Origin of the sequence: Streptomyces sp. NPDC019937 (assembly GCF_040631655.1) — a bacterium.
Taxonomy (GTDB): Bacteria; Actinomycetota; Actinomycetes; order Streptomycetales; family Streptomycetaceae; genus Streptomyces.
In genome coordinates, this window is sequence record NZ_JBEYAL010000003.1 from 109,378 (window position 1) to 135,429 (window position 26,052).

Sequence of the window (26,052 nt, forward strand, 5' to 3'; positions counted from 1 at the left end):
GGGCCGCGTCTGCTCGGCTCTGCCTGGGTCGACGGCAGGCGGGATGGGAGCTCCCCGCGCGCCACATTCGGCCGGCACTCGCGTACGGCGCCCCATCCATCCCGGAGTCGGAGCGCCCCCGCCGGAGGCATCGTCTTTGACGGTCATTGCCGCCGCTTGTCGCACGCGGCACCCGGGCGGGCCGGGCGCCGGAGCGGGACGTAGGCAGGAGCGGCGGCGCGTGGGCCGGGCGGGTGCCGCGCCGCGCTTGCGCGGCGCCTTGAATCCGTAGAGAACGTTGTAACTCGCCGTCGGACATTCGGCGTGTCCGATCCCGGTAGATGCTTGACACTTCGATCCCAGCTGATGGTTGACGGTGGCCGTGATCGGCTTTGCTGTGCGCGTCGTTGCGGCGCGTGTGGGGAGGCCGGGATTGGCTCTGGTGGAGTTGTCGGTTGTCGAGCAGAGATACCGGGCTGTGCTTGCGTTGCTGGCGGGTGCAGCGGCGGGTCAGCGCGGTCGGCACGGTCATGGTCTGCCGGCAGGTCGTGTCCCTCGGCCGCCCGTACGCAGGCCAGACCGTGACCGTGCACGTGTCGGACACCACGATCACCGTCGAGCTGGACGGACAGATCCGGGTCATCCGCCGCACGACCGACGTTCCGGTCCGTAACGTGAAAGCGAACAAGCCCCCACGGTGCTTCCGATGTTGTCTAGGCCCACCGACAAGCATCAGTTGGGATCCAACAGTCGGACATTCGGCGCTGTCCTGCCGTGTCTGGTTTTCGGGCCGGGCAAGGGGGCTTTCGTCATGCCCGGCGGGATGCGCCGTTCGGCCAGATGACGTCCACCGGGATGTCTGCCTCGCGCGCCTGGTGCACCACGTCCGCCGTGCCGCCGCCCTTGCCGGTGGGCGGCTGGCCATTCCATACCGCCACCAGGCGGTCGGCACGGTCCAGCAGTACCGCGTTCGCCCCTTCGTACGCCTGCCGGTTCGCCGTCTCGTGCGGCATTACAAGTACCTCGTCAGCCGCCTCCACGAGCCGGTCGAAGGTCTCGGCGTGGTCCGGCTTCACCTTCGCCTGCCGGTAATCCTGCGACGGAATCACCACGACCAAGCGTCCCCCGGCCGCCAGGACCGCCTCGGCGAACAGGCTGTCGCTGCCCTTCGCGATGCATGACACACCGACCAGCCCGGAGGGCTCGTAGGCAGCAAGGACCTTGTCCAGTTCGGCTCGTACCAGCGGGACCGACTCGTCGGTGAGGTCCATGTGCCCGGTCACGGAGATCGTCGTCATCGCGGCTTCCTCGTCATGTGGTGAGCAGGGTGCGGATGCTATCGCGCACGTCGGCGACGGCCCGGGGCACGCTTTCCCCCACCGTGTATGGGTAGAGCTGCGCCAGTCGAGTGCGCACGCGCCCGGAGTGGAGGCCGTACGCGACCTCGACAGCTCGGTGTGAGTGGTCGGCGGCACTGGTGATGTCGCCGAGCAGGAAGGCGCATTCGGCGAGCCCGATGCAGTCCAGAGCGTGGCCGCGACCACGCTCCGGACTGCGCTGGTCCAAAGCGGTACGGATGTGGTCGGCGGCTTGGTCGGCGTAGGCGCGCGGGTCCGAGCGAGCCATGTCCAAGAGTCTGCCGCCGGTGACGCCTGCGAGTTCGGCGTCGTCGAAGTAGCCGATCCAGTAGGGCTCATCGAGTCGGCCAGCGTCGCTGAGGGCCTCGGCGGCCTGTCCGGTTGCGCGGCGGAAGCTGGACGGCCGGTTCATGCGGGCCAGGGCCCACGCTTCCCGTGTGTGGAGCATCGCCCGCAGGCGCGGGCCCGCTGTGTGCCGGGCTCCGTCCTGGGCGAGCCGGACCAGTTCGAGAGCGTCCTGCGGGCGGTCGTTGTAGAGCATTTGCCGGGCCATACCGGCCAGCACGTTGGCGCCGAATCGAGTGTCGCCACCTGCGTGCGCTGCGCGGAGCGCCAGCCGGTAGTAGTCCTGAGCGCGGCGCTGCTGGCCGACGTCCCACGCCATCGAGGCTGCCGTTCCAGCGAGTTGGGCCATGACTCCGTAGAGGCGCCGTTCAATGGCCGGGGCCTGGTGCTCGTCAAGAACGGCCGCTACCTCGGCGAGCTGCCCTGCAACGGCCTTTCTGCGAAGCCCGCCTCCGCCGGTTCGGCCCCACTGGCGGAAGGCACGGGCGGTTGCCTCTAGTTCCTCCACTTCACGCGTGCCTAAGCGGCCGGGGCGGCGGGCTCGGCCGTCGTCGGCGGAGGGTGCGTGCCACCCGTCGAGGGCATCGAGGAGTGGGGCGCCGGTGACGGCGGCGCCTGCAAGGGCGCGCGTCGCGGCTCGGCGGTCCATCACGAGGTCACTCCTGGTCAGGTCGGCGGCCATGCCGGTGGTGGCGTCCGGCCGCCACGGTACGGCGTCTGTATCTGCTGGTCCGGTGTGGGGTTTGGACGTCTGCGGTGCTGGTGGTGCGGAGGGCGCTCTTTCCCAGGGGCGGGGCGCAAGGCCGACCAGGTGCCCTGGGATGCGGAGTCCGTCTGCGATCCGGCGGATGACCTCCATGGAGGTGACCCGGCTGGCCCCCGTCATGATCGTGCTGACCTTGCCGGGGGTGAGCTGACAGGCCGCGGCGATCCGGTTCTGTGACAGACCGCCCCACTTCTTGATCAGCGAAAAAGCTGCGGCGAAGTCGTGCTCTTCCAGGGCTCGACGCAGGTCGTCTCTGTCGAGGACGTCTGGGGCGAGCGGGCCGGGGGTGGTGGCGTCCATGGGGCCAACTTCCAGTTGATCGTAGGCGCACCGATGTTGTGTACCGAACCAACAACGAGCCTATTACCGCCTTGGTAACACCTGTCGGTTATGCCGTGATTGCGGTCGCACGGCCAATCTCGACGTTGTGCTCGAGAACTACGCCGATGAGTCCGGGGGCTGATGTGCCAGAGAAATCTGAAGTCCTGAAGTGGACACCACCGACCGGGCCGGATCCCGAAGCCTTACCGACAGGCAGGTGGTGGGATGCGGTCCGCGCGGCAGAGGGTGTCGGCGAACGCGCCCTCGCCGTCCTCGGCACCCAGTCCGGCGCCGTCATCAAGGACCGCTGCAACACGCTCTACTGGCTCATCGCACCGGGCACGGCTACGTCCTGGAACCTGCGCGGAGTCAACGTCCTCACCCAAACCGAAGGCGTCGCCACCTACCTCGGCGTGCCCCCGGCCGACCGGCTGACCCGGCCCGGCTCGTACTGGCGTGTCCCGTTCACCCGCGGCCGCTACCTCACCGACCCGCACCTCCTGTACAAGGCGCTGGTCAGCGTCCTGCTGGCAGACCCCGGCGAGGGACAGGAGGGCGACCGGTGATGCCTCAGGTCTGCGCCCGCTGCCAGACGACCACCCGCGAGCCGGTCGTGGTCGCGATCGAGCACGGCGCCAGCGTCGGCGGCCGCACCCTCTACGCCTGCCCCACCTGCGCGCCCACTTTCCCGAAGCAGCGCTGCCCGTTCGACGGCAGTCTCCTCGATCGGTACGAGCCCGTCAGGCGGCAGCCATGAGAGCCCCCTGGGTGGAGGGGCGCCGTAAGGCCTCAGCACACCGCGCTCAGTCAACGGCATGGAGCCGCTTCCTGGACCACGCCGTGGAGTGCGTCATCTGCCGGACCGGCGAGCAGTGCGCCTTCGGAGACCAGCTGCACCGCGCGGTAAGGGCAGCCCTCGCCGCCGCCCCATAGGCCGGGGCCCTGTCCCGCGCCCCCTCTGCCCCTCTGGTCGGCTGCGCGGACGTCGGAGGGCCACAGGGAGACGGGACTTCGACACCGGCCAGGCACCCAGCCCGGAGTCCCGTCAACACCACTCCTCGATATCCCCTGGAGACACCGTGAGCGACTACAGCGAGTACCAGGACAAGGCCGCTGGCATCAGCAAGGGCAAGCACAGCAAGAACAACAACGCCGGCCGTCACCGCGAGCCGCCCCCGGGCGGCGATCAGGGCGTGGCTGGCGGGTCGAGCGGCTGCATGGTCGTCGGTCCGGTGGTGGGCGCGTTAGCCGCTACCCTCGTGACCGCTCTCATCTGGACTCGGAGACGGTGACCATGAAGATCCGCAGTGTGCACATGTGCCAGGACCCGGCGTGTGCCGAAGGCGAGCCGCATGAGGACGACAACGGCACCCGCTTCTTCGGAGTGCCCGCATGGGTGATCTGCCTGGTGCTGTGCGCGGCGATGCCGGTTGCGCTGCTGGCCTACACCTACGCCAGCCGTTGACCGCGTAATGCCCACAGTGGGCCCGGCCGTGAGAATGCCCCCGATCCGCGCCGTACGCGCGGGTCGGGGGCGTGATCACAAGGGCTACTTCTTCTTGCCCTGGTTCTTGACCGCCTCGATGGCCGCCTTCGCGGCGTCCGGGTCGAGGTAGGTGCCGCCCGGGTTGGTGGGGCGGAAGGCGGCGTCGAGCTCGTAGGAGAGCGGGATGCCGGTGGGGATGTTGAGGCCCGCGATGTCGGCGTCGGAGATGCCGTCGAGGTGCTTGACCAGGGCGCGCAGGGAGTTGCCGTGGGCGGCGACGAGGACGGTGCGGCCGGTGAGGAGGTCCGGGACGATGGCGTCGTACCAGTACGGGAGCATGCGGACGACGACGTCCTTGAGGCACTCGGTGCGGGGGCGCAGCTCCGGGGGGATGGTGGCGTAGCGCGGGTCGGCGCTCTGGGACCACTCGGCGCCGTCCTCGAGCGGGGGCGGCGGGGTGTCGTACGAGCGGCGCCACAGCATGAACTGCTCCTCGCCGAACTCGGCGAGGGTCTGGGCCTTGTCCTTGCCCTGGAGGGCGCCGTAGTGGCGCTCGTTGAGGCGCCAGCTGCGGGCGACCGGGATCCAGTGGCGGTCGGCGGCCTCCAGGGCGAGCTGCGCGGTGCGGATCGCGCGCTTCTGGACGGAGGTGTGGACCACGTCGGGGAGCAGGCCGGCGTCGCTCAGCAGCTCACCGCCGCGGACTGCCTCCTTCTCGCCCTTTTCGTTGAGGTTCACGTCCACCCAGCCGGTGAACAGGTTCTTCGCGTTCCACTCGCTCTCGCCGTGGCGGAGGAGGATCAGCTTGTACGGTGCGTCGGCCATGCGGTCGAGCCTACTGGACCGGTCCGAGGGGGTCGTTTGACGGACCTGATCAATTGAGTGGCTGCCCGGAGGCCGCGGTCGGTAACTTGCGGATACCGCTTGCGCCTCTTACATGAGGGGCGCGCAGTCACGGGGGGTTCGGGATGTCCGTTACTCGGTTGGGAGAGGCCGCGAAGGGGAGCGTGTCGGGGTTGCCCCGGGCGTTCTGGTGGCTGTGGACGTCCACGCTGGTGAATCGGCTGGGCGGGTTCGTGGCGACGTTCCTTGCCATGTACCTGACCGTCGACAGGGGGTACTCGGCGACGTTCGCCGGGCTGGTGGGGGCGCTGCACGGGCTGGGCGGGGCGGTGTCGGCGGTGGTCGCGGGGGTGCTCACCGACCGGCTGGGGCGGCGGCCCACGCTGCTGGTGGCGCAGGTGTCGACGGCGGTCACGGTGGCCGTGCTGGGCTGCGTGCGGGATCCGGTCGCGATCGCGGTCATGGCGTGCCTGGTGGGCATGGCCAGCAACGCGTCGCGGCCCGCTGTGCAGGCGATGATGGCCGACATCGTGGCGCCCGAGGACCGGGTGCGGGCGTTCTCGCTCAACTACTGGGCCATCAACCTGGGCTTCGCCTTCTCCGCGATGGCGGCGGGGCTGATCGCACGGCACGGCTATCTCACGCTGTTCCTGGCCGACGCGGGGATGACGCTGCTGACCGCGCTGATCGTCTTCGTCAAGCTGCCGGAGTCCCGGCCGGAGGGGCAGAGTCCGGGGCGTGGGGCGGACGGAAGGGCGGTCGGGCTGGGGACCGTGCTGCGGGACCGGCGGTTCATGGCCTTGGTGGCGCTGACGTACCTCGTCGCGACCCTCTTCCAGCAGGGCTACGTCGCGCTGCCGGTGGCGATGGGCGCGGACGGGCTGTCCAGCGCGGACTTCGGGCTGGCGATCGCGACCAACGGGGTGCTGATCGTGGTTCTCCAGATCCCGGTCACGCGGTTCATCGAGCACCGGGACCCGGCGCGGCTGCTGGTCGTCGCCGCGCTGCTGACCGGGTACGGGTTCGGGCTGACCGCCTTCGCCGGGTCGGTGGGCACGTACGCGCTGGCCGTGGCCGTCTGGACGCTCGGCGAGATCATCAGCTCGCCGACCCAGATGGGGCTGGTGGCCCGGCTCTCACCGGCCCAGGGGCGGGGCCGCTACCAGGGGATGCACATGCTGGCGTGGTCGCTCGCCTCGCTGACCGCGCCACTGGCGGGCGGCGCGGTGATCGACCGCTTCGGGGCGGCCACGCTGTGGGCGGCGAGCGCGGTGGTGGGCACGGTGGCCGCGGTCGGTTACGGGGTGCTGGGGCGGCGGTTGCGGGGCGATGAGGCGGAGGGGGCAGGGGCGGAGGCCGCCGGTGTGCGGGCGGAGGAGGTGGCGGGGGTGACGGCCGCGTGACGCCCTCGCGGGGCGGGTCAGGGCGTGGCCCGGGGCAGGAGCGGGGCGATGTCGAGGCTCGGGCGCGGGATCGCCGTACGCCAGGGCGGCGGCGCCGTGGGCAGCGCCCCGGTCGGGTACGGGGTCGCGTACGGGTTCGGCAGGAGCGGGGAGTACGGGGGCGGGGAGTACGGGGGCGGGGTGAGGCCATCACCGGGCTGGTTCCAGGGGGTTACGGCGGTGGCGGGGACCCGGGGGTAGCCGGGCTCGTCGCGGTTCGCCCACACCCCGTACGACACGGCCGTCAGCCCCAGCAGCACGGTGAGGGCCAGCGCCCGGACCGAGGTGATACGGCGACGGGCGGGCTCGGAAACGGCGGGGGCGATGCTGATCTCGGGCGGGGTGCCGGGGCCCAGCTCCGGGGTGCCGGGGGCTGAGGAGGTCCGGGGCGCGGGGGTTCGGGTCGGGGCGGGTGGGCCCGGGAGCAGCGGGGCGTGTTCGTCCACTCCCAGGGCGGCCAGGTGCAGCCCGAGCCGCCGGGTCTGGCCGGGCTGCCGTACGGCGGCGTCGGCCCAGTCCCGGATGTCGTCGGGCGCGGTGCCCTCGGGCGGGACGAGGATGCCGGGCCCGGTCCAGTGCATCGCCCAGTACGCGGTGCCGTTCGCGACGAGCTGCGCCCCGATCAGGGCGGCCAGGGCGGTGGACAGCGGGCCGAGTGGGTCCCGTTCGGCGTCCTGCGAGACCTCCGAGGGTGGGAGGGCGCCGTTCAGGGCGCGGGCGAGCGGCATGCTGCGGCCGCTGTCCAGCAGCCGCAGCACCCGGTGGATCGTCAGTTCGGCGGTGGGCGGCGGCGCGCCGCGTTCGACGGTACGGACCGCCTTCGCCAGCGGCGCCAGGGCCCGGGTCGCCCGGTGTTCGGCGAGGAGGCCGAGCCACTCCCGCCACGGCACCATCGTCCCGTCCGGCGTCCCCGCCGCGCGGGCCAGCCGGACCGCGTACCGCGACGGTACGGAGAGGGGTTCGGCGGGCGGCGGCGAGCCCTCGGGCAGGCGGGCCAGCCGGGCCAGGCGGGTGGCCAGATCGGGGTGGGGGTCGTCGGGGTCGGCGCGGTGTTCGGTGGCGCGGGCGCGCAGGGCGGCCAGGGGCTCCCGTAACTCGGGCGCGTCCACCATGTGCCCGAAGGCCCGGAAGGGGTCGTCCGGCACACATCCGTACGCGCGGCGCATGGGCGTCAGGTGGGTCGTGGTGAACTCCCGCCACGCCGCTTCGAGCGCGAGTGCGGCACGCAGCGCGTCGGCGACGGCACGGGGCCCGGCCGCGCGGGCGGCCTCGCGGTCGGCTTCCAGCTCCTGCCGCCGCCGGACCGGGCGGGTGAGCCCGGCGAACACACGGGTGTAGAGGCGGAGGAGAAGCAGGGGGCCGCCCGCGTACATCCGGACCAGGTTGTTGGCGGTCGCCGCCTCCACGATCGCCTGCCGGGCTGCGAGGAGCCCCGCCGTACCACGGTGGGCGAGGACGCCGAAGCGGCCGTGGCGGCGGGAGAAGTGGCCCAGTTCATGGGCGAGGACGGCACGCAGTTCGGCGGGGGTCAGACCCATGAGGAGGGGCAGCCCGAGGTAGAGCGTGCGGCCACCGGGGGCCAGGCCGAGGAACGGGGCGTCGTCGGTGACGGACGCGTTGACGTCGGCGGTCAGCCGGACGCGGTCGGGCGGCCGGGTGCCCACGGCGCTCGCCAGCTCCTCGACCACGGCCCACAGCGCGGGCGCCCCGCGCCGGGACACCGTCACCGCGTCGGTGCGCGGGGCGGCGGGCCGGGCGGTGCGCACCACCGCCCAGAGCAGGGCGACGACGACCGGCGCGAGCGCGGCGCACAGCATGATGACGTTGGTCGGGGGCGTCGTGGCCGTCGGCTCTCCGGCGCTCCACACCGCGGCCACCAGGGCGGCCACCCACAGCAGGACGACGACCGCGACCAGTGCGTAGAAGCCGGCCAGCAGGGTGAGGGCGAGGACGGCACGGGCGGCCGCCGTCATCCCGGCGCCCGTCATCCCGGCGCCCGTCATCCCAGCTCCTGCCGGGCAGCCAGCGCCTGCCGCCGCCGGGCGACGTGGCGGTCGGCGCCCAGGCCGTCGCGCAGCCACGCGGCGGCGCCGCGCAGCGCCCCGGAGAGCGGGTCCAGCTGGTCGGCGGACAGCAGGCGCTCGCCGTCGGGGCGAACGTCCCCGGAGAGGTCGAGCAGCAGGGTGAGCCGGGCGCGGGCCTTGTGCAGATTGCTGCCGACGCTGCCGGTGGAGATGCCGAGTTCGGCGGCGATCTCCGCGTAGCTCATGCCCTCCAGCGAGTGCATCACGACCACCTGGCGCTGCCGCGGCGGCAGGGTGCCGAGCGCGCGCAGCACGGCCAGCGCCTCCGCGGTCTCCTCCACGGTGGCGGTGGTGGCGGCCGGAACGGTCAGCTCGACCGGCTTCCAGCGGAACCACCAGCGCCGCCCGTCGCGCGAGAGCTTGCGGCGCATGGTGGTGTCCACCCAGGCCTCGGGCGAGGCGCACGCCCTGACGTGCGGCCAGCGGCGCATCGCCTCGATGTACGCCTCCTGGACGGCGTCCTCGGCGTTCTGCCGGTTGCCGCTGAGCATCACCGCGCGGGCGGCGAGCACCGGATACGTACGGGCGTAGAACGCGTCGAACTCCTCGCCGCGCGTGGTCTCCTCGGCCGTGTCACTCATGGCCGCCCCCTCGGTGCACGGTGACCGCGGCGCCGTCGGCGCGGCGGTCGGTGAGCACCGTGCCCGGCTCCGACCTGTCCAGCATCTCGATCAGCATGCGCGCCCGGACGCGTTCGCCCGAGCGCGCCGCCAGCCAGCGGACGACATCCCCCATCAGCCGTAGCACCCCCACTGTCACGACCGTTGCCACCGTGAGCCACGGATTGTCCATGAGCACCGCTCGTCTCCCTCGTATGGTTCCCGGCTGTCGGCGCCGGTTCACCAGAGAGAGTCATCGGGGGGCGGTTTTCTTCACCGCTGAGCCGGGGGGATTTCGCGGGACGGGACGGGATCGGTCAGCGCAGGGCGCGCTGGGCCTCGTACAGATTGCGCGGGCGGACGGCCTCGGGGTGGCCGTAGGACTCGATACGGGAGTGGAGCGGACCCTGGAAGTCCGGTACGTCGGTCTGGCCGAACTCCCGGACCTCGCTGATGCCGACCGTCGCGCTGTACGGGGCGATGCCGTCGATCCTGACGCAACCCGCGCGCTGATTGGTGACGGTGACGTTCCAGTGGGTGAACCGGGCGCCGTACAGAGGGCCCGCGACCGCGTCGCCGCCGTGCGCGCCGGTGTTGTCGATGGTGATGTCGGTGCGGACATTGGCGAACGGCATGCCGCGGTGGGTGTCGAAGGTGCCCATCTCCATCCGGCCGCGTGACCAGACGTTGTAGCTGGACAGCCCCTCGACGTTGATGCCGTGCAGCTGTGTCCCGGCGGGCGCGGGCACGGTGCGCTGTTTCAGCGCGAAGTCCTCGACCAGGTTGTCGTGCGAACCCTCGCGGCAGCAGTACGGATGGTGGCTGCCGCGCCCGGAGACGGTGACCCGGCGCAGGGTGCACGCCTTGGCGGCGACGAGCAGGAAGCCGTTGTCGACGTTGTTGACGGTCACGTCGTCGACCCAGCAGTCCCACGCGCACTGCAGCGCGACGCCGTTGTAGCCCTTGTCGAGCAGATGCTGCGCCTGCGGCGTCTCGACGACGTCCAGGGTGATCCCCTCGACGCCGGAGCCGGTCACCGGCCGGATCAGGGTGGTGAACCGGGGCTTCCAGGCGGGCCGGGCGTCGAGCGGCAGCGGACGGTCCAGGGTGACCCGGCGGCGGCGCCGGTCGACGGCGGTGACGCGGCACGGCCATTCGTACGGGACGTACGAGGCCAGCTTGGTCTTGTCGGCCCACGGGTACCCGCCCGAGCCCTCGACGTCCCCGGCCATGTGCCGCAGCAGGGTGTGCGCGTCGTCGTCCGCGAGCTGGAGCAGCACCCGGTCGCCGCGCCGGAGGGCGGCGGTGCTCTCGACGGGCACGGTCCAGTCGCCGCGCCGGGCGGGGCGGTCGATGGCGGTCAGGGTGCGCCACTCGTCGCGCTCGTTGCCGGTCCAGCCCTCGAACGGCCACGCCTGGGCCTTGATCGCGGCGGTGAGGGAGCGCCAGCGGGCGTCCGGGCACATCCAGATGAGGCCGCCGGCCCAGGACCAGGACGACTTGGTGCCGCCGTAGCGGCTGCCGTACGGCCCGATCAGCTCGGTGAGGTTGCGGGTCGCGTGCAGCGTGGTCCGCCCGCTGCCCGCGCCGCGCAGCACGACGTTGTCGTAGCCGATGCGGATGATGCCGTCGACGCGGTACGTCCCGGGCGGCACCACCACCGTGCCCCCGCCGCGCCGCCCGACGGCCTCGATGGCGCGGTTGATCGCGGGGGCGGCGTCGGCCGAGCCGTCGGGCCGGGCGCCGTAGCGCCGTACGTCGGCGGCGACCGGGTAGCGGGGTAAGTCCCGGCGCCCGCCCCGGAATCCGGCGCGGCCGACGTAGGGGACCTGGGGGTGGTGGTACGGGTCGGCGCGGAACTCGCGCCAGAGGGCGGAGCCCGCCGTCCGGTCGGCTGATGGTCCGGCCGCCGCGGCGGGGGTCGCGCCCAGCAGCCCCACGGCGGCGGCCCCGGCCGCGCCCGCGGCCGCGCCGAGCAGCGTGCGTCTGCCGATTTCCCCGCCGCTTTCCCCGTCGATTTCCCTGTTCATGAGGCCCACACCTTCCATGGATGTGAACGTCGTTCAGATGAGCGACGGCGTGAGCATGCCACGGGAGTCTCCGGCGCGGAAGGGGTCAGCGCGCGGACAGCCGGTGGGCCGTCCTGCCCGCCCACCACAGCCCCGCCGCGTCGCCGAGCCCGTGGGCCAGCGCCACCAGCATGAGGTGCTCGCGCACGATCAGGTCGGGGTAGTGGGCGCCGGGGTCCACTCCCCCGACCTGACCGCGCGCAGCACCTCACGGTCGCCGTAGGAGCGGCTGACGCCGTCGAGCCGGAGCAGGGGCGTCACTCGGCGGCCACGTCGCGGGTCAGATTGGTGAACGCCTCCAGGTTGCGGGTGGATTCGCCACGCGAGGTGCGCCAGGCGTACTCCTTGCGGATCGCGGTCGCGAAGCCCATCTCCAGCAGGGTGTTGAAGCTGCCGTCCGCGTTCTCCAGGACGGTGCCCAAGAGCCGGTCCAGCTCCTCCGGGACGACGGCGGCGAGGGGGAGGCGGCCCACCAGGTAGATGTCACCGAGCTGGTCGATCGCGTAACTCACCCCGTACAGGCGGGTGTTGCGCTCCAGCAGCCAGCGGTGCACGGCCTCGTGGTTCTCGTCCGGGTGGCGGACGACGAAGGCGTTGATGGAGAGCGAGTGGCGCCCGACCCGCAGGGAGCAGGTCGTCGACAGCTTGCGGGTGCCGGGGAGCTTGACGACGTACGTGCCGGCCTCCGGGCTCTCCCACTCCAGCTCGGCGTCGTTCAGCGTCCGCTCGATGACGGTGTGGGCGTCGGCCTGGGGGGTGGTGTCAGCCATGGGCCGATCGTAGGCGACGCCGCTCACGCGTCGCGGCCGTACGGGCCCCGGCGTCGGCCGCCAGACCCGTATCGGCCGCCAGACCGGAGACCGGTGTCAGCCGGAGACCGACCGCAGGCGACGCCGCTCGCGCATCGCGTCCGTGTAGACGTCCGCCGTCGCCGCCGCGGCCGTGTCCCAGCCGAAGGACTGGGCGTGGCGGGCGGCGGCCATGCCCATGCGGGCCGTCCGGCCGGGGTCGTCCGCGAAGGGGCGCAGGGCGCGGGCGTAGTCGGCCGGGTCGTGGCCGTCGACCAGGGTGCCGCTGACCCCGTCCCGTACCGCCACCGGAAGGCCGCCCACCGAGGCCGCGACCACGGGCGTGCCGCAGGCCTGGGCCTCGACCGCGACCAGGCCGAACGACTCGCTGTACGACGGCATCACCAGCACCGAGGCCGCCCGGTACCAGTCCGCCAGCCGGTCCTGCGCGACCGGCGGCTGGAAGCGGACGACGTCGCCGATGCCCAGGCGCGCCGCGAGCTTGTGCAGCCGCTCGGGCTTCGCCAGGCCGGTGCCGCTGGGACCGCCCACCACGGGGACCACGATCCGCTCGCGCAGCGACGGCTGCTCCTCCAGGAGACGGGCGACGGCGTGCAGCAGGATGTCGGGGGCCTTCAGGGGCTGTATGCGGCCCGCGAAGAGGGGGATCAGCGCGTCGGGCGGCAGCCCGAGCCGGGCCCGGGCGGCGGCGCGGCCGTCGCCGGGGCGGAACCGGTCCAGGTTCACCCCGGGGTGGACGACGGCGACCAGGTCGCGGTCCGCCTCGTAGTGGCGCACCAGCTCCTCCGCCTCCTCGGCGGTGTTCGCGATCAGCCGGTCGGCGGCGCTGACGATCTGCTGCTCGCCGATGACGCGGGCGGCCGGTTCGGGCGTGTCACCGGCGGCGAGGGCGGCGTTCTTGACCTTGGCCATGGTGTGCATGGCGTGCACCAGCGGCACGCCCCACCGCTCGGCGGCCAGCCAGCCGACGTGGCCGGAGAGCCAGTAGTGGGAGTGGACGAGGTCGTAGTAGCCGGGCCGGTGCCCGGCCCACGCCTGCATCACCCCGTGCGTGAACGCGCACAGCTGCGCCGGAAGCTCCTCCTTGGCCAGCCCCTCGTACGGGCCCGCGTCCACGTGCCGCACGAGCACGCCCGGCGTCAGCTCGACGGTCGGCGGGAGGGCGCCGGTGGTGGCCCGCGTGAAGATCTCCACCTCGATGTCGATGGCGGCGAGGCGGCGGGCCAGCTCGACGATGTACACGTTCATCCCGCCCGCGTCGCCGGTGCCCGGCTGGTGCAGCGGCGAGGTGTGCACGCTGAGCATCGCGATCCGCCGCGGACGGCGTGGAACGCGTCGAAGGCGCTGATGGTGGGCCGGGCCGCCGAAAGGTGCATGGGACCGGCCACGCAGGCCGCCGAGCCGGTACGGGTGCTGGCTCACCGCGCGATACCTCCTTTTCGGGGCAGGCTTCCCCTGCGCCTCCCCCTTCCAGGCCACAACACCGGAGCCAGTCATTCCCATTTCCGCTTTGCCAAAGTGTGACGTTCGGCGCTCCCGCGGCGCCCTGACCACACACTGACCACACATGGTCAGAGCACGTCCACACAGCGCATAGGCTGCTGGCCATGTATGCCCGCGTGCCTCCGCCGATCCGCCCCATCGGAACGGCCACGCGCGGGACCACCAACCCCAACCGGCTGCGCCGCATGGACCGCTGGATCGCCGCCGTCCACGGCACCACGCTGCGGCGCGCCGAGACGGCGGTGGCCGTCGACCTCGGGTACGGGGCCGCGCCCTGGACCGCCGTGGAACTGCTGCACCGGCTGCGGACCGTACGGCCCGGGGCCCTCGTGGTCGGGGTGGAGATCGACCCGGCGCGGGTCGCCGCCGCGCGGCCGTACGAGCGGGACGGGCTCGTCTTCGCGCACGGCGGGTTCGAGGTGCCGCTGCCGGGCGGGGTGCGGCCCGTGCTCATACGGGCGGCCAACGTGCTGCGGCAGTATGACGAGGACGAGGTCGCGGGCGTATGGCGGCGGCTGTGCGGGCGGCTGGCGCCCGGGGGCGTCCTGGTGGAGGGCACCTGCGACGAGGTCGGCCGACGGCACGTCTGGGTCGCGCTCGGCCCGGAAGGCCCCCGTACGGTCACCTTCGCCGCCCGGCTCGGATCCCTGGAACGCCCCTCCGACCTGGCCGAACGGCTTCCGAAGGCGCTCATCCACCGCAATGTGCCGGGCGAACCGGTGCACACCTTCCTCCGCGACTTCGACCGCGCCTGGGCCGCCGCCGCGCCGTACGCGACGCTGAGCGCCCGGCAGCGGTGGATCCGCAGCGCCCAGGCGCTGCGCGCGGCGGGCTGGCCCCTGACGGACGGTCCCACCCGCTGGCGCCAGGGCGAGATCACGGTGCGCTGGGAGGCGGTGGCCCCGCGCGGCGCGTGACCGGCTGGCGGCCCCGCGCGGCGCGTGACCGGCTGGCGGCCCCGCGCGGCGCGTGACCGGCTGGTGTCTCCGCGCGGCGCGTGACCGGCTGCCGAAACGGGCGGCCAGGTCAGGGGGTCTCGCGGGAGCGGGTGAAGACCCGCTCGCGGGCCTCCTCCGTCGCCGTCGCCACCGCGCCCAGCAGGACCGCGTCCTCGCCGAGGGTGCTGGCGCGGACCCTGGGGCGCAGCGGGCCGATCCGGTGGAGCGTCGCGGTCACCGGGGGCAGCAGCAGGTCCGCCCCGCCGCCGAGGCCGCCGCCCAGGACGACCAGGTCCGGATCGAGTACGGCGGCGACGGCGGCGATCACATGGGCCAGCCGCTCCGCCTCCTGCCGCACGGCCGCCACCGCCGGTGCGACGCCTTCCCGGGCCGCGTCGAAGACGTCCTTGGCGGACCCGGGGTGGGCCATGCCCAGCTCCCGCGCGGTCCGGACGACCGCGCCGCCCGCCACCGCGTCCTCCAGGTCCCGCCCGCCGCTCGGCAGCGTCGGCAGGAAGCCGATCTCCCCCGCCGCGCCGTGCGCGCCGGTGAAGAGGCGGCCGTCGGCGACGACGCCCATGCCCAGGCCGGTGCCGACCATGATGGAGACGAAGAGCCTGCTGCCCCGGCCCGCGCCGAAGGCGTACTCGCCCAGCGCGGCCAGGTTGGCGTCGTTGTGGACGGACAGCGGCGTGCCCAGTTCCTCGCGCATCCGGTCCAGCAGGCCCGCCCGCCCCCAGCCGGGGAGGTTCACCGCGTACCGCACCCGCCGCCGCGCCGGGTCGTACACGCCGGGCGCGCCGACGACCGTGTGCACGACCAGCGCCGGGTCCACCCCGGCCTCCGCGACGACCCGGCGGGCGGCGGCGACGGTGAGGTCGGCCATGGCGGCGGCGCTGCGGCCGCGGTTGCGGACGTCGGACCGGGCGACGACGGTCCCGTCCAAGTCGGCGGCGGCCACCCGCAGCCAGGACCGGCCGATGTCCAGGCCGAGGACGTACCCGGCGGTCGGGTCCGGTTCGTACAGCACCGCGACCCGCCCCCGCTCCGGCGGCGCCTGCCGGCCCGCCTCCCGGACCAGGCCCGCCTCCTCCAGGGCGGCGAGCGCGGTGGAGACGGTCGGCTTGGACAGGCCCGTGTCGCGGGCGAGCTGGGCGCGGGAGGCGGGGCCTTGGGCGCGGAGCCGGGCGAGGAGCAGGCGTTCGTTGTTGCTGCGCAGCCGCCGGCGGTTCCAGGGGCGGGCGTCGTCACCGGGCGTGCCGGACCCGGGCGTGCCGGACCCGGGCACGTCGTCACCGGGCACGTGGGTCATCGCGTCGCCTCCCCAGTGGTGTCTCCGAGACCTTGAGCATGACCCTTGACGGCATCAAGTAAGGCTCCTTAACTTAATCCATCCTACGGAGGTGGACATGTCCGGCACCGGGAGCGGATTCGTCCGCCGCATCGGCCTCTTCCAGGCCACCGCCATCAACATGAGCCAGATGTGCGGCATCGGGCCGTTCGTCACCATTCCGCTCATGGTCGCCGCCTTCGGCGGGCCGCAGGCCGTCGTCGGCTTCGTCGCGGGCGCCGTGCTGGCCCTGGCCGACGGGCTGGTCTGGGCGGAGCTGGGCGCCTCGCTGCCCGGCGCCGGGGGCAGCTACGTCTATCTGCGCCAGGCGTTCCAGTACCGCAGCGGCAAGCTCATGCCGTTCCTCTTCGTGTGGACGGCGATGCTGTTCATCCCGCTGATCATGTCCACGGGTGTGGTCGGTCTCGTGCAGTACCTGGGCTATCTGTGGCACGGGATGAGCCAGACGCAGGGCGATCTGGTCGGGCTCGGGGTCATCGCGCTGGTCGTCGGGCTGCTGTGGCGCGGGGTCGAGCACATCGCCCGGATCACGGCCGTGATGTGGTGCGTCATGATCGCCTCGGTGGTACTGGTGATCGCCGCCGCGTTCAGCCACTTCGACCCGGGGCAGGCGTTCACGTACCCCGCGCACGCCTTCGACCTGGGCAGCGGCCAGTTCTGGACCGGCTTCGCGGCCGGGCTGACCATCGGCATCTACGACTACCTCGGCTACAACACGGCCGCGTACATGGGCGCCGAGATCAAGGACCCCGGACGCACCCTGCCGCGCGCGATCGTCGCCTCCATCCTCGGCATCATGGGCATCTACCTGCTGCTCCAGATCGGCACGCTCGGCGTCGTCGACTGGCACCAGATGCTCGACCCGGACTCGGTCGCGTCCCGGTCCGTCGCCTCCGCGGTGCTGGAGGAGACCTGGGGGAAGACCGCGGCGAACGTCGTCACCGTCCTCATCCTGATCACCGCCTTCGCCTCCGTCTTCGCCGGGCTGCTGGGCGGATCGCGGGTGCCGTACGACGCGGCCCGCGAGCGCGTCTTCTTCCGCCCCTACGGCACGCTCCACCCCCGGCACCGCTTCCCGGTGCTGGGGCTGGCGACGATGGGCGTGGTGACCGCGGTCGGGTTCCTCATCGGCCGCCACACCGATCTGGCCACGCTCATCCAGCTGCTGACGACGGTCATGGTGATCGTGCAGGCGCTGGCCCAGGTCCTCGCCGTGACCGTGCTGCGCCGCCGCCAGCCGACGCTGCGGCGGCCGTACCGGATGTGGCTCTACCCGCTGCCGAGCGTGGTGGCGCTGGTGGGCTGGCTGGTCATCTACGGCTACGCGGACAAGAACTCCCCCGGGCGGCACCCCATCGAATGGTCGCTCGCCTGGGTCGCGGCGGGGTGCGTGGCGTTCGTGCTGTGGGCGCGGGTGGAGAAGGTGTGGCCGTTCGGCCCGAAGGAGATCAGCGAGGAATACGTGGAGGACGGGGCCGGGGGCGACCCCGGCGCGGCGGGCCCGGCGGGCACGCGGGGCGGCGCCGCCTCGGTGTGACGCCCGGGGGCGGGCGTCAGACGGGGGCGACGCCCGCGCCCACCTCCGCGCCCGGCACCTCCGCCTCCGCGACCGGCACCTCCACCTCCGCGCCGGCCTCCGCCTCAAGACCCGCCGCCAGCGCCCGCAGCGCCCGCTCCGACGCGGCCCCCTTCTCCGCCGTGTACGTGCACAGCGTCTGCCCCGGATCGGCCGGGAGGACGAGCGCCTCGAACGTCACCACCAGCTCCCCCACCTCCGGGTGCCGGTAGAGCTTCGTACCGCGCATCCGCTCCTGCACCGCCTGTGCCTCCCAGCGCAGCCGGAACTCCTCGCTCCGCTCCCGCAGCTCGTGGACGACCCGGCACAGCCGCGCGTTGTCCGGGGTGCGCCCGGCCTCGGCGCGCAGACCGGCCACCGTGTCGTCGGCGACCTCGGACCAGTTCGGGTGCAGCTCCCGCGTCCGGGGGCCCAGGAAGATCAGGAACGCGCCGTTGCGCTCCTCCTCCGCCATGGCGTCGAAGTCGAGGCCGATGCGGGCGCCCAGCCGGTTCCAGGCCAGGACGTCCGTGCCGGGGCCGAAGACGAAGGCCGGGATCCGGCCGTCCATCGCCTCCAGCAGCCGGAGGACCTCCGGCCGCACGCGCGGGCGCGGGTCCGTGCCCGCGCGGCCGTGCCGCCGCGGCAGGGTGATGTTGCGCAGATAGGTGGCTCGGACGGGGTCAGCCGCAGCGCCCGCGCCAGGCCGTCCACCACGGAGTCCGAGACGGCCGGGGCGCGGCCCTGTTCGATGCGGGTGTAGTCCTGGACCGCATCGACGAGATCGTGCCGCCGGGCACCGACCTCAACCGGGCGGACAGCTACTACGTGCCGCCGTCGCTCGCCGACAAGAACCTGCGCCGGCGCTGAGGCCGGCCCTTCAGGACGCGTCGAGCGCGGTGAGCAGCGCGTCCACGAGCGTGCGGTCGTGGTCGTAGGTGAGGCGGCCGCGGGCCGCGCGCGGGGGCAGCCAGAGCAGCCGGTCGACCTCCCGGTTCGGCACGAACGTCTCGTCGGGCACCGCCTCGGCGGCCCAGTAGCGGACCTCCTTCGGGCGGCCCCTGGCGACGTAGTGCAGGGTGGGCAGCTCCACGCCGGGCGTGCAGCCCATCCCGGTCTCCTCCGCCACCTCGCGCACCGCGCAGCGCAACGCGTCCTCGCCGCGCTTGAGCTTGCCCTTGGGGTGCGACCAGTCGTCGTACCGGGGCCGGTGGACGAGGGCGATCTCCAGCCCGTGGGTGCCCCGCGGGGGGTGCCGCCAGAGCACACAGCCCGCCGCCAGCACGGTCGTCACGTCGTCCCGGGCATCACGCCGGCTCATCCCGCCGTCCCGCCTCCCCTCGCATCCGTCGTGTGTCGTGCGTCGTGCGTCAGGAGGTCTGGCCCGCGACGCGCCGCCACGTCCGGCCGAACGCGAACCGGGCCGCCTCCACCTCGTGCCGCTGGTCCGCGTGCAGCACGCCGAGCGCGTACGCCGTCGCCGGGGCGATCCGCGGCGTACGGGCCGCGGCCGCCGCCGCCGCGGCCGCCTCGGCCGCGTCGCGGTGCCGCTCCAGCGCCTGCCCGGCGGCCCGCAGCCGCGTGGCCTGGGACGGTTCCCCGTCCGCCGCCGAGGGCGCCCCCGCCATCAGGTCCAGCACTTCCAGCGCGTAACGCCGCATCCGCACCAGCCGCCGCACCTGATGCCAGGGCGCGTCCTGCCGGTCGCTGGCGGGCGGCGCGTCGGCGGCGGGCGTCGCGGCGAGCCCGTGGACCAGCGCCTCCGCGTTGTACGGATGCCCCGCACGGCCCAGCGGAAGCGCCTCCACCGCCTCGATCAGCCGCCGGTTCGCCAGCTCGGCGAGCGGCGGCAGCACCTGCCCGGCGGGCCGCCCGGCGGTCGCCTCGTCGAGCGGCACCTCGGAGGCGAGGAGCGCGACGGTGTCGGCGACCGCGTGGAAACGGGACGAGCCGAGCGCCTGGAGCGCGGCGGTGTGCGCACGGGTCCGGGCCAGGGTGAGCTGGCGTTCCAGCAACGCCCCCGCGCGGGCGGCCCCCACCGTCAGCGCCCCGCCCCGGGCCTCCTCCGCGTCCCCGGCCCGCTGGTGCGCCGGCGTGCGCGCGCCGCGCGCACGTCCCCCCTCGGCGCCGTTGCGCGCACCGGCACGGCCCGCCCGGCCGGCCTCGCCCTCCGGGCCGGGCACCTCCGTACGCCCGTCCGTACCGCCGTCCGCCCCGGCCGGTTCCGCACCGGGCCCATGCGCACCGCCCGCACCCGCGCCCTCCGACGGGGCGGCGCCGCCCCACTCCTCGCAGCCCTCGTACGGGCGGCGGGGCGCCGTGTCCCCGTCCGGGGTGCCGGAGGCGGCGCTCCGCGCCCGGGCGGTGCGTCCGCCCGCCTCCGCCGCCTCGTCGCGCGTGGCGCGGGCCGACGGGTCCGGGGCTCCGGTGGCCAGGGAGACGCTGCGGCGGGCGGTGCGGGACGAGCGGGGGGCGGCGCCCGTGGGGCCGTCGATCCCGGCCGTGACCCCGCCGCGCGCGGTGCGGGCCGCGAGGGTGGTGGATCCGGAGGCCCCCACAGCCTCCGGATCCACGCCGGTGGGCGCCGGTTCCCCGGCCGCCGCGTCCCCCTCGGCCGTCCGGTCCGGCGGTCCCTCCGCGCCCGAGAGCCGCTGCAGGGCGTCGCGCAGGCGGGCCAGCCGCCGGGCGTACGCGTGCTCCAGCGCCAGGGTGCCCGACAGCCACGCCAGCTCGGCGCGCAGCTGGTCCGACCAGGCCGTGTCGGTGATGGGGCGGTAGACGGAGAGCGCGCCGCTGATCCGGCGGGCGGCGCGGCGCAGCAGGCGGGCGGCCTCGGCCGCCTCCTCGACGTCGGCGCCGCTCTCGCGCTGCAGCCGCAGGCTGCGCAGGAAGTCCCCGGCCTGGGTGTGCAGATACTCCGAGAGCACCTCGCCCGCGGTGCCGGGACCGGTGGCGGGACCGGTTCCGGGCGCGGTGGCGGGACCGGTGCCGGGCGCGGACGCCGCCACGGGCACCTCCGCCACCCGGTCCGCCGCGTGCTTCGTCATGTCGTACCCCCCGGGACCCACGGCTGCGGCGGCGGTGCGGGGCGGGGCGCCGGGTGCCCCTCCGGCCCCGGTAATCCCGACCAGCGGCAGGTCATGTCGTTGAACCACGCCGTCGCCTCCGGGCGTCTATGAGCATCTCCTGTACGTTCCGCAGCGGCTGTCCGTCCGCGTCCGTCGCGTGCCGGGTCCAGCCGCCGTCCGGGCCCAGGTGCCAGGAGGAGGTGGAGTCGGACACGCCGGTCTCCAGCAGCCGGGTGAGCGAGGCGCGGTGGGCGGGGTCGGTGACCCGTACCAGCGCCTCGATGCGGCGGTCCAGATTGCGGTGCATCATGTCGGCGCTGCCGAGCCACACCTCCGGCTCGCCGCCGTTCCCGAACGCGAAGACGCGCGAGTGTTCCAGGAACCGGCCCAGGACGGAGCGGACCCGGATGTTCTCCGACAGCCCCTCGACGCCCGGCCGCAGCGCGCAGATGCCGCGCACCCAGATGTCGACCGGCACCCCGGCCTGCGACGCCCGGTAGAGGGCGTCGATGATGACCTCGTCCACCATCGAGTTGACCTTGATCCGCACGGAGGCGGGGCGCCCGGCCCGGTGGTGGGTGATCTCCTTGTGGATGCGGGTGACGAGCCCGTCGCGCAGCGACTTGGGGGCGACGAGCAGCCGCCGGTAGTTCTCGCGCCGCGAGTAGCCGCTGAGCCGGTTGAACAGGTCGGAGAGGTCCGCGCCGACCTTGGGGTCGGCGGTGAGCAGCCCCAGGTCCTCGTACAGCCGGGCCGTCTTGGGGTGGTAGTTGCCGGTGCCGACGTGGGCGTAGCGGCGCAGCGTCTCGCCCTCCTGGCGGACCACCAGCGACAGCTTGCAGTGGGTCTTCAGCCCGACCAGGCCGTAGACCACATGGCACCCGGCCTCCTCCAGCTTGCGCGCCCACTTGATGTTGGCCTGCTCGTCGAACCGGGCCTTGATCTCGACCAGCACGAGCACCTGCTTGCCGGACTCGGCGGCGTCGATGAGCGCGTCGACGATCGGCGACTTGCCCGACGTCCGGTAGAGCGTCTGCTTGATCGCGAGGACGTCCGGGTCGGCGGCGGCCTGCTCCAGGAACGCCTGGACGGAGGTCGAGAACGAGTCGTACGGGTGGTGCAGCAGCACATCGCGCTCGCGCAGCGCGGCGAAGATGTCGGGCGCGGAGGCGGACTCCACCTCGGCCAGGTCGCGGTGGGTGCCCGCGACGAACTTCGGGTACTTCAGCTCGGGCCGGTCGGAGGCGGCTATGTCGAACAGCGCGGTGAGGTCGAGCGGGCCGGGCAGCGGGTACACCTCGGCGTCGGAGACCTTCAGCTCGCGCACGAGCAGGTCGAGGACGTACGGGTCGATCGACTCCTCGACCTCCAGCCGCACCGGGGGCCCGAAGCGGCGCCGCAGCAGCTCCTTCTCCAGGGCCTGGAGCAGGTTCTCCGCGTCGTCCTCCTCGACCTCCAGGTCCTCGTTGCGGGTCACCCGGAACATGTGGTGCGCGAGCACCTCCATGCCGGGGAACAGCTCCTCCAGATGCGCCGCGATCACGTCCTCCAGCGGGACGTACCGGTGCGGGGAGGCCTCCAGGAACCGCGACAGCAGCGGTGGAACCTTCACACGTGCGAAGTGATCGTGACCGCTCACCGGGTTGCGGACCACCACGGCGAGGTTCAGCGACAGTCCCGAGATGTAGGGGAACGGGTGCGCCGGGTCCACCGCGAGCGGGGTCAGCACGGGGAAGATCTGCTGGCGGAACAGGGTGAAGAGGCGGGACTGCTCCTTCTCGGTGAGGTCCGCCCAGCGGATCAGGTGGATGCCCTCCTCGGCGAGCGCCGGGGCCACGTCCTGCTGGTAGCAGGCGGCGTGCCGGGCCATGAGCTCGCGGGACCGGGTCCAGATCAGCTCCAGCACCTCCCGGGGCTGCAGCCCGGAGGCGGAGCGGGTGGCCACGCCGGTCGCGATGCGCCGCTTGAGCCCCGCGACCCGCACCATGAAGAACTCGTCCAGGTTGCTGGCGAAGATCGCGAGGAAGTTCGCCCGCTCCAGCAGCGGCGTCGCCGGGTCCTCGGCCAGCTCCAGCACCCGCTCGTTGAACCCCAGCCAGCTGCGCTCACGGTCCAGGAACCGGTTGTGGGGCAGCTCGGTGCCGTCCGCGTCCGGACCGCCGCCCTCTTCCTCGTAGGTGTCCGGATCGGCGTCGAGATCGGGATCCAGGGCCCGTACGGGCGGGGCGGCGACCGCGTGCGGACGGTGCGCCGCGATGGACCCGACCGACGGCTGGGGCTGGGGCTGGGGAACGTGGACCGGTGCCTGACCGCTGGACTCGTTCATGACCTCATTGTTCCGCGCCGCGACGAGACGCGGCGTGGCGGAAGGCGGCGCGAGAGCGGCACGGAGCCTCCGGTTCGAGGGATCGGGCACAGCGGGCTGCATTCAGTGATGTTTGCAACCGAGGTTGAACCGTCGGTAACGGAGACATGTCGCTTGGGAAATCGGGACTCGACTCGCGGGAGTCCCGACCGCCCCTCCCGGATACCCCTTGCCCTCAGGTTTCGGTTCGATACATCAGATCCGTCTCGTGCGTGACGAAGCCGAGCCGGTCGTAGACGGAGACGGCGGCGAAGTTGTCCGCGTCGACGTAGAGCATCGCGGTCGGCAGCCCCTGCGCCGCCAGATGCCGCAGCCCGATCGCGGTCAGCGCCCGGCCCAGACCGCCGCCCTGCGCGTCCGGCCGCACCCCCACCACGTACACCTCGCCCAGCCGCTCCTCGCCGTGCACCTTCGTCCAGTGGAAGCCGACGATCTCGCCCGCGCGCTCGGCCAGGAAGAACCCGGCGGGGTCGAACCACACCTCGCCCTTGCGGTCGTCCAGGTCGCGCTGGGTGAGCGAGCCCTGCTCGGGGTGGTGGGCGAAGGCCGCGGCGTTCGCGGCCAGCCAGGCCGCGTCGTCCGCGCCGGGCCGGAAGGTCCGTACGGTGATGCCCTCCGGCAGCGTGGGCTCCGGAATGCCCAGCTCGTCCGGCGGCCCCAGCGGCCGCCGCATCTGCCGCAGCTCACGGAACAGGGTCAGCCCCAGCACCTGCGCCAGATGGCGCGCCGAGGCGTGCCCGCCGTGTGCCCACACCCGCAGCCGCTTCCCGGACTCCTTCAGCAGCGTCACGCCCAGCGCCCGGCCGTGCCCCCGGCCGCGGTGCGCCGGGCTCACCACCAGCTCGGCGGCCGGGGCCTCCACCGGGTCGGTGTCCTCCAGTTGTGCGTAGCCGACCAGCTCCCCGCTGGGCTCGCGCAGCACCAGATGCCGCACCCCCTCCCGGCGCCCCCGCAGTTGCAACCGCCCCTGCTCGGACACCGCCTGCTGCCCATCGGCGCGCGCGGACTCGGCGATCAGCCGCAGCACGTCCTCCACCACGGCGGGGGCCAGCTCGTCCAGCACCTCGATCCGGCGCGCACCGGGCATCTCGTTCACCACGTCATCCATGGGACCGAGCCTACGACCGCCCCCCGGCCGGGCAAGCTGCCGGACTCCCCGTCCCCGGCGGGTCACCCGGTTGACCACCGGCAACCAGCTCGTAACCTCCATCCCCCTGCCCCGCTACGCGCGTTGACCGTAAGCTGCGGCCCACCAAACACCTACGGGGCACACAAGGGGACGACATGTCAGCGAGACTTGGGCGGCGCGGTGCGGCACGCCGTTTGGCCACGGGAGTCGCGGTGCTGGCCGCCGCGGCCGGGGTGCTGTCCACGGCGAACCCGGCCGGGGCCGACGCCAGGGAGGCCGACGCCCAGCGGCACCGGCCCGGCCGCACCGTCGACGTACAGCTGCTGTCCTTCAACGACCTGCACGGAAACCTGGAACCCCCGCAGGGCTCCTCCGGCACCGTCACCGAGGCCCAGCCGGACGGCACCACGAAGGCCGTCCCGGCCGGTGGCGCCGAATACCTCGCCACCGCGCTCCGCCAGGCCCGCACGGGCCACGACTACTCCGTCACCGCCGCCGCCGGCGACATGATCGGCGCGAGCCCGCTGATGTCCGGCCTCTTCCACGACGAGCCGACCATCGAAGCCCTCAACAAGCTCGACCTCGACGTCACCTCCGTCGGCAACCACGAATTCGACGAGGGACGCGCCGAGCTGACCCGCATGCAGAACGGCGGCTGTCACCCCAAGGAGGGCTGCTACGAGAAGGGCAGGACCTTCCGCGGCGCCGACTTCCCCTACCTGGCCGCCAACGTCACCGACGAGAAGACCGGCAAGCCGATCCTCAAGCCGTACACCGTCTGGCAACACAAGGGCGTCAAGGTCGGCTTCATCGGCGTCACCCTGGAGGGCACCCCCGACGTCGTCACCGCCGAGGGCGTCAAGGGCCTGAAGTTCCACGACGAGGTCGAGACGATCAACAAGTACGCCAAGGAGCTGCAGCGCAAGGGCGTGAAGTCGATCGTCGCGCTCATCCACGAGGGCGGCCTGCCCGCCTCCGCGGCGTACAACGCCGACTGCGACAACGGCGGCGCGGGCAAGGGCATCTCGGGTCCGATCGTCGACATCGCCAAGAACGTCACCCCGACGGTCGACGCCCTGGTCACCGGCCACACCCACCAGGCCTACGCGTGCACGATCCCGGACCCCTCCGGCACCCCGCGCACCGTCACCTCCGCCGCCTCCTTCGGCCGCCTCTACACCGACACCACCCTCACCTACGACCGCCGCACGAACGACATCGTGCGCACCACCGTGAAGGGCGCCCACGCGGCGAACCACGTCGTGGACCGCGACCGGCCCAAGGCCGCCGACATGACGTCCCTCATCGGCCGCTGGAACAAGCTCGCCGCCCCCGTCGCGAGCAAGCCCGTCGGCTATGTCTCCGCCGACATCAACGGCCGGGGCGCCTCGACCTACGAATCCCCGCTGGGCGACGTCATCACCGACGCCCAGCTCGAAGCGCTCGCCCCGGACGGCGAGGGCGGCGCCCAGATCGCCCTCATGAACCCCGGCGGCATCCGCTCCGACCTCGCCTACAAGGCGTCCGGCGGCGAGGGCGACGGGGTGGTGACGTACGGCGAGGCGTTCACCGTGCAGCCCTTCACCAACATGATGAACGTCATCGACCTGACCGGAGCCCAGCTCATCACCGCGCTCCAGCAGCAGGTCAGCGGCTCCAATGAGGCATCCCCCAAGATCCTCCAGGTCTCCAAGGGCCTCACCTACACCCTCGATCTGACCAAGTCCGGCAAGGACCGGATCGTCGCCGGCACGGTGAAGCTGAACGGCGAGCCCATCGACCCCGCCAAGACCTACCGCGTCGCGATGAACGAATTCCTCGCGGGCGGCGGCGACGGCTTCGCCGCCTTCAAGGACGGCAGGAACAAGCTCGTCGGCGCCTCCGACCTGGAGGCGCTGACGGCCTACCTGGGCGCGCACTCCACGGCGTCGGCGCCCCTGGACCCGCCGAAGGCGGACCGCATCACCATCGTGAAGTAGCCACACCGGCCGCGCCCGCGGCCCGGCCCGGGGGACCGGGCCGGGCCGCGGGCGTGCGTCAGA

24 protein-coding genes and 1 pseudogene are annotated in these 26,052 nt (G+C 73.3%); 9 read left to right on the forward strand and 16 right to left on the reverse strand.

Features of this window, described 5'->3' with window-relative positions:
- Nucleotides 1–788 precede the first annotated feature (788 nt).
- Both ABZ562_RS03740 and ABZ562_RS03745 read right to left on the reverse strand, forming a co-directional pair.
- Nucleotides 789–1,277: a hypothetical protein gene (locus tag ABZ562_RS03740; protein ID WP_361473547.1), complete on the reverse strand. Its 489-nt coding sequence runs from the start codon at nt 1,275–1,277 to the stop codon at nt 789–791.
- A gap of 13 nt (nt 1,278–1,290) precedes the next feature.
- Nucleotides 1,291–2,748 carry a helix-turn-helix domain-containing protein gene (locus tag ABZ562_RS03745; RefSeq protein ID WP_361473550.1) on the reverse strand — a complete coding sequence of 486 codons (1,458 nt, stop codon included), beginning with the start codon at nt 2,746–2,748 and terminating at the stop codon, nt 1,291–1,293.
- Nucleotides 2,749–2,912: 164 nt separating this feature from the next.
- On the opposite strand from ABZ562_RS03745, the gene ABZ562_RS03750 reads away from it, so the two are divergent.
- The 4 genes from ABZ562_RS03750 to ABZ562_RS03765 all read left to right on the forward strand — a co-directional run bounded on the left by ABZ562_RS03750 (nt 2,913) and on the right by ABZ562_RS03765 (nt 4,234).
- Nucleotides 2,913–3,335, forward strand: coding sequence for a hypothetical protein (locus ABZ562_RS03750; protein ID WP_361473553.1), 423 nt, complete (start codon nt 2,913–2,915; stop codon nt 3,333–3,335).
- Entirely contained in the window at nt 3,335–3,526 is a 192-nt protein-coding gene (locus tag ABZ562_RS03755) for a hypothetical protein (protein ID WP_361473556.1), read from the forward strand. Before ABZ562_RS03750 ends, ABZ562_RS03755 begins: the two co-directional genes overlap by 1 nt.
- Nucleotides 3,527–3,848: 322 nt before the next feature.
- On the forward strand, nt 3,849–4,061 hold the full coding sequence (locus ABZ562_RS03760) for a hypothetical protein (RefSeq protein ID WP_361473559.1): 213 nt from the start codon (nt 3,849–3,851) through the stop codon (nt 4,059–4,061).
- Between the two features lie 2 nt (nt 4,062–4,063).
- On the forward strand, nt 4,064–4,234 hold the full coding sequence (locus ABZ562_RS03765; RefSeq protein WP_361473562.1) for a hypothetical protein: 171 nt from the start codon (nt 4,064–4,066) through the stop codon (nt 4,232–4,234).
- 84 nt (nt 4,235–4,318) lie between these two features.
- Here ABZ562_RS03765 and ABZ562_RS03770 read toward each other — a convergent pair whose 3' ends face one another.
- A complete protein-coding gene (locus tag ABZ562_RS03770) occupies nt 4,319–5,080 on the reverse strand; it encodes a phosphoglyceromutase (RefSeq protein ID WP_055546516.1) in 762 nt (253 codons plus the stop codon).
- A gap of 143 nt (nt 5,081–5,223) precedes the next feature.
- Here ABZ562_RS03770 and ABZ562_RS03775 point away from each other — a divergent pair, with 143 nt between their 5' ends.
- The gene (locus ABZ562_RS03775) at nt 5,224–6,501 is read left to right on the forward strand and encodes an MFS transporter (RefSeq protein ID WP_361473565.1); all 1,278 of its coding nucleotides are present in this window, start codon (nt 5,224–5,226) and stop codon (nt 6,499–6,501) included.
- 17 nt (nt 6,502–6,518) lie between these two features.
- Here ABZ562_RS03775 and ABZ562_RS03780 read toward each other — a convergent pair whose 3' ends face one another.
- The 7 genes from ABZ562_RS03780 to mshA all read right to left on the reverse strand — a co-directional run bounded on the left by ABZ562_RS03780 (nt 6,519) and on the right by mshA (nt 13,523).
- On the reverse strand, nt 6,519–8,543 hold the full coding sequence (locus tag ABZ562_RS03780; protein WP_361473567.1) for a M48 family metallopeptidase: 2,025 nt from the start codon (nt 8,541–8,543) through the stop codon (nt 6,519–6,521).
- Complete coding sequence (locus ABZ562_RS03785; protein ID WP_361473570.1) at nt 8,540–9,205, reverse strand: SigE family RNA polymerase sigma factor; 666 nt, start codon at nt 9,203–9,205, stop codon at nt 8,540–8,542. Before ABZ562_RS03785 ends, ABZ562_RS03780 begins: the two co-directional genes overlap by 4 nt.
- Nucleotides 9,198–9,359: a hypothetical protein gene (locus tag ABZ562_RS03790; protein ID WP_361473573.1), complete on the reverse strand. Its 162-nt coding sequence runs from the start codon at nt 9,357–9,359 to the stop codon at nt 9,198–9,200. The genes ABZ562_RS03785 and ABZ562_RS03790 overlap by 8 nt, the downstream gene beginning before the upstream one ends.
- A 181-nt stretch (nt 9,360–9,540) precedes the next feature.
- Nucleotides 9,541–11,253: a glycoside hydrolase family 55 protein gene (locus ABZ562_RS03795; RefSeq protein ID WP_361473576.1), complete on the reverse strand. Its 1,713-nt coding sequence runs from the start codon at nt 11,251–11,253 to the stop codon at nt 9,541–9,543.
- A gap of 85 nt (nt 11,254–11,338) precedes the next feature.
- Nucleotides 11,339–11,473, reverse strand: a complete 135-nt coding sequence (locus ABZ562_RS03800) for a hypothetical protein (protein WP_361473579.1) — start codon at nt 11,471–11,473, stop codon at nt 11,339–11,341.
- A 76-nt stretch (nt 11,474–11,549) separates the two neighbouring features.
- Nucleotides 11,550–12,062, reverse strand: a complete 513-nt coding sequence (locus ABZ562_RS03805; RefSeq protein WP_361473582.1) for a YbjN domain-containing protein — start codon at nt 12,060–12,062, stop codon at nt 11,550–11,552.
- A 96-nt stretch (nt 12,063–12,158) separates the two neighbouring features.
- Nucleotides 12,159–13,523 carry a D-inositol-3-phosphate glycosyltransferase gene (gene mshA / locus ABZ562_RS03810; RefSeq protein WP_361473585.1) on the reverse strand — a complete coding sequence of 455 codons (1,365 nt, stop codon included), beginning with the start codon at nt 13,521–13,523 and terminating at the stop codon, nt 12,159–12,161.
- A gap of 185 nt (nt 13,524–13,708) precedes the next feature.
- Between mshA and ABZ562_RS03815 the strand changes: the two genes are divergently transcribed.
- On the forward strand, nt 13,709–14,521 hold the full coding sequence (locus ABZ562_RS03815) for a class I SAM-dependent methyltransferase (RefSeq protein ID WP_361473587.1): 813 nt from the start codon (nt 13,709–13,711) through the stop codon (nt 14,519–14,521).
- A gap of 109 nt (nt 14,522–14,630) precedes the next feature.
- Here ABZ562_RS03815 and ABZ562_RS03820 read toward each other — a convergent pair whose 3' ends face one another.
- Nucleotides 14,631–15,854 (reverse strand): ROK family transcriptional regulator, encoded by a 1,224-nt coding sequence (locus tag ABZ562_RS03820; protein WP_361473590.1) that lies wholly within the window; start codon nt 15,852–15,854, stop codon nt 14,631–14,633.
- Between the two features lie 97 nt (nt 15,855–15,951).
- Between ABZ562_RS03820 and ABZ562_RS03825 the strand changes: the two genes are divergently transcribed.
- Nucleotides 15,952–17,430 (forward strand): APC family permease, encoded by a 1,479-nt coding sequence (locus tag ABZ562_RS03825; protein WP_361473593.1) that lies wholly within the window; start codon nt 15,952–15,954, stop codon nt 17,428–17,430.
- Between the two features lie 16 nt (nt 17,431–17,446).
- Here the strand turns inward: ABZ562_RS03825 and ABZ562_RS03830 are convergent, their stop codons facing one another.
- Nucleotides 17,447–18,052: a hypothetical protein gene (locus tag ABZ562_RS03830; RefSeq protein ID WP_361473595.1), complete on the reverse strand. Its 606-nt coding sequence runs from the start codon at nt 18,050–18,052 to the stop codon at nt 17,447–17,449.
- A 158-nt stretch (nt 18,053–18,210) separates the two neighbouring features.
- Here ABZ562_RS03830 and ABZ562_RS03835 point away from each other — a divergent pair.
- Nucleotides 18,211–18,318: pseudogene (locus tag ABZ562_RS03835) on the forward strand (aldo/keto reductase); the annotation flags it as partial.
- Between the two features lie 10 nt (nt 18,319–18,328).
- Here the strand turns inward: ABZ562_RS03835 and ABZ562_RS03840 are convergent.
- The 4 genes from ABZ562_RS03840 to mshD all read right to left on the reverse strand — a co-directional run bounded on the left by ABZ562_RS03840 (nt 18,329) and on the right by mshD (nt 23,968).
- Entirely contained in the window at nt 18,329–18,769 is a 441-nt protein-coding gene (locus tag ABZ562_RS03840; protein WP_361473598.1) for an NUDIX hydrolase, read from the reverse strand.
- A 49-nt stretch (nt 18,770–18,818) separates the two neighbouring features.
- Nucleotides 18,819–19,943: a CHAD domain-containing protein gene (locus ABZ562_RS03845; RefSeq protein WP_361474021.1), complete on the reverse strand. Its 1,125-nt coding sequence runs from the start codon at nt 19,941–19,943 to the stop codon at nt 18,819–18,821.
- 643 nt (nt 19,944–20,586) lie between these two features.
- Nucleotides 20,587–22,842 (reverse strand): RNA degradosome polyphosphate kinase, encoded by a 2,256-nt coding sequence (locus tag ABZ562_RS03850; protein WP_361473601.1) that lies wholly within the window; start codon nt 22,840–22,842, stop codon nt 20,587–20,589.
- A 214-nt stretch (nt 22,843–23,056) separates the two neighbouring features.
- The gene (gene mshD / locus ABZ562_RS03855) at nt 23,057–23,968 is read right to left on the reverse strand and encodes a mycothiol synthase (protein ID WP_361474024.1); all 912 of its coding nucleotides are present in this window, start codon (nt 23,966–23,968) and stop codon (nt 23,057–23,059) included.
- 197 nt (nt 23,969–24,165) lie between these two features.
- On the opposite strand from mshD, the gene ABZ562_RS03860 reads away from it, so the two are divergent.
- Nucleotides 24,166–25,989 (forward strand): bifunctional metallophosphatase/5'-nucleotidase, encoded by a 1,824-nt coding sequence (locus ABZ562_RS03860; protein ID WP_361473604.1) that lies wholly within the window; start codon nt 24,166–24,168, stop codon nt 25,987–25,989.
- The last annotated feature ends 63 nt before the right edge of the window (nt 25,990–26,052 follow it).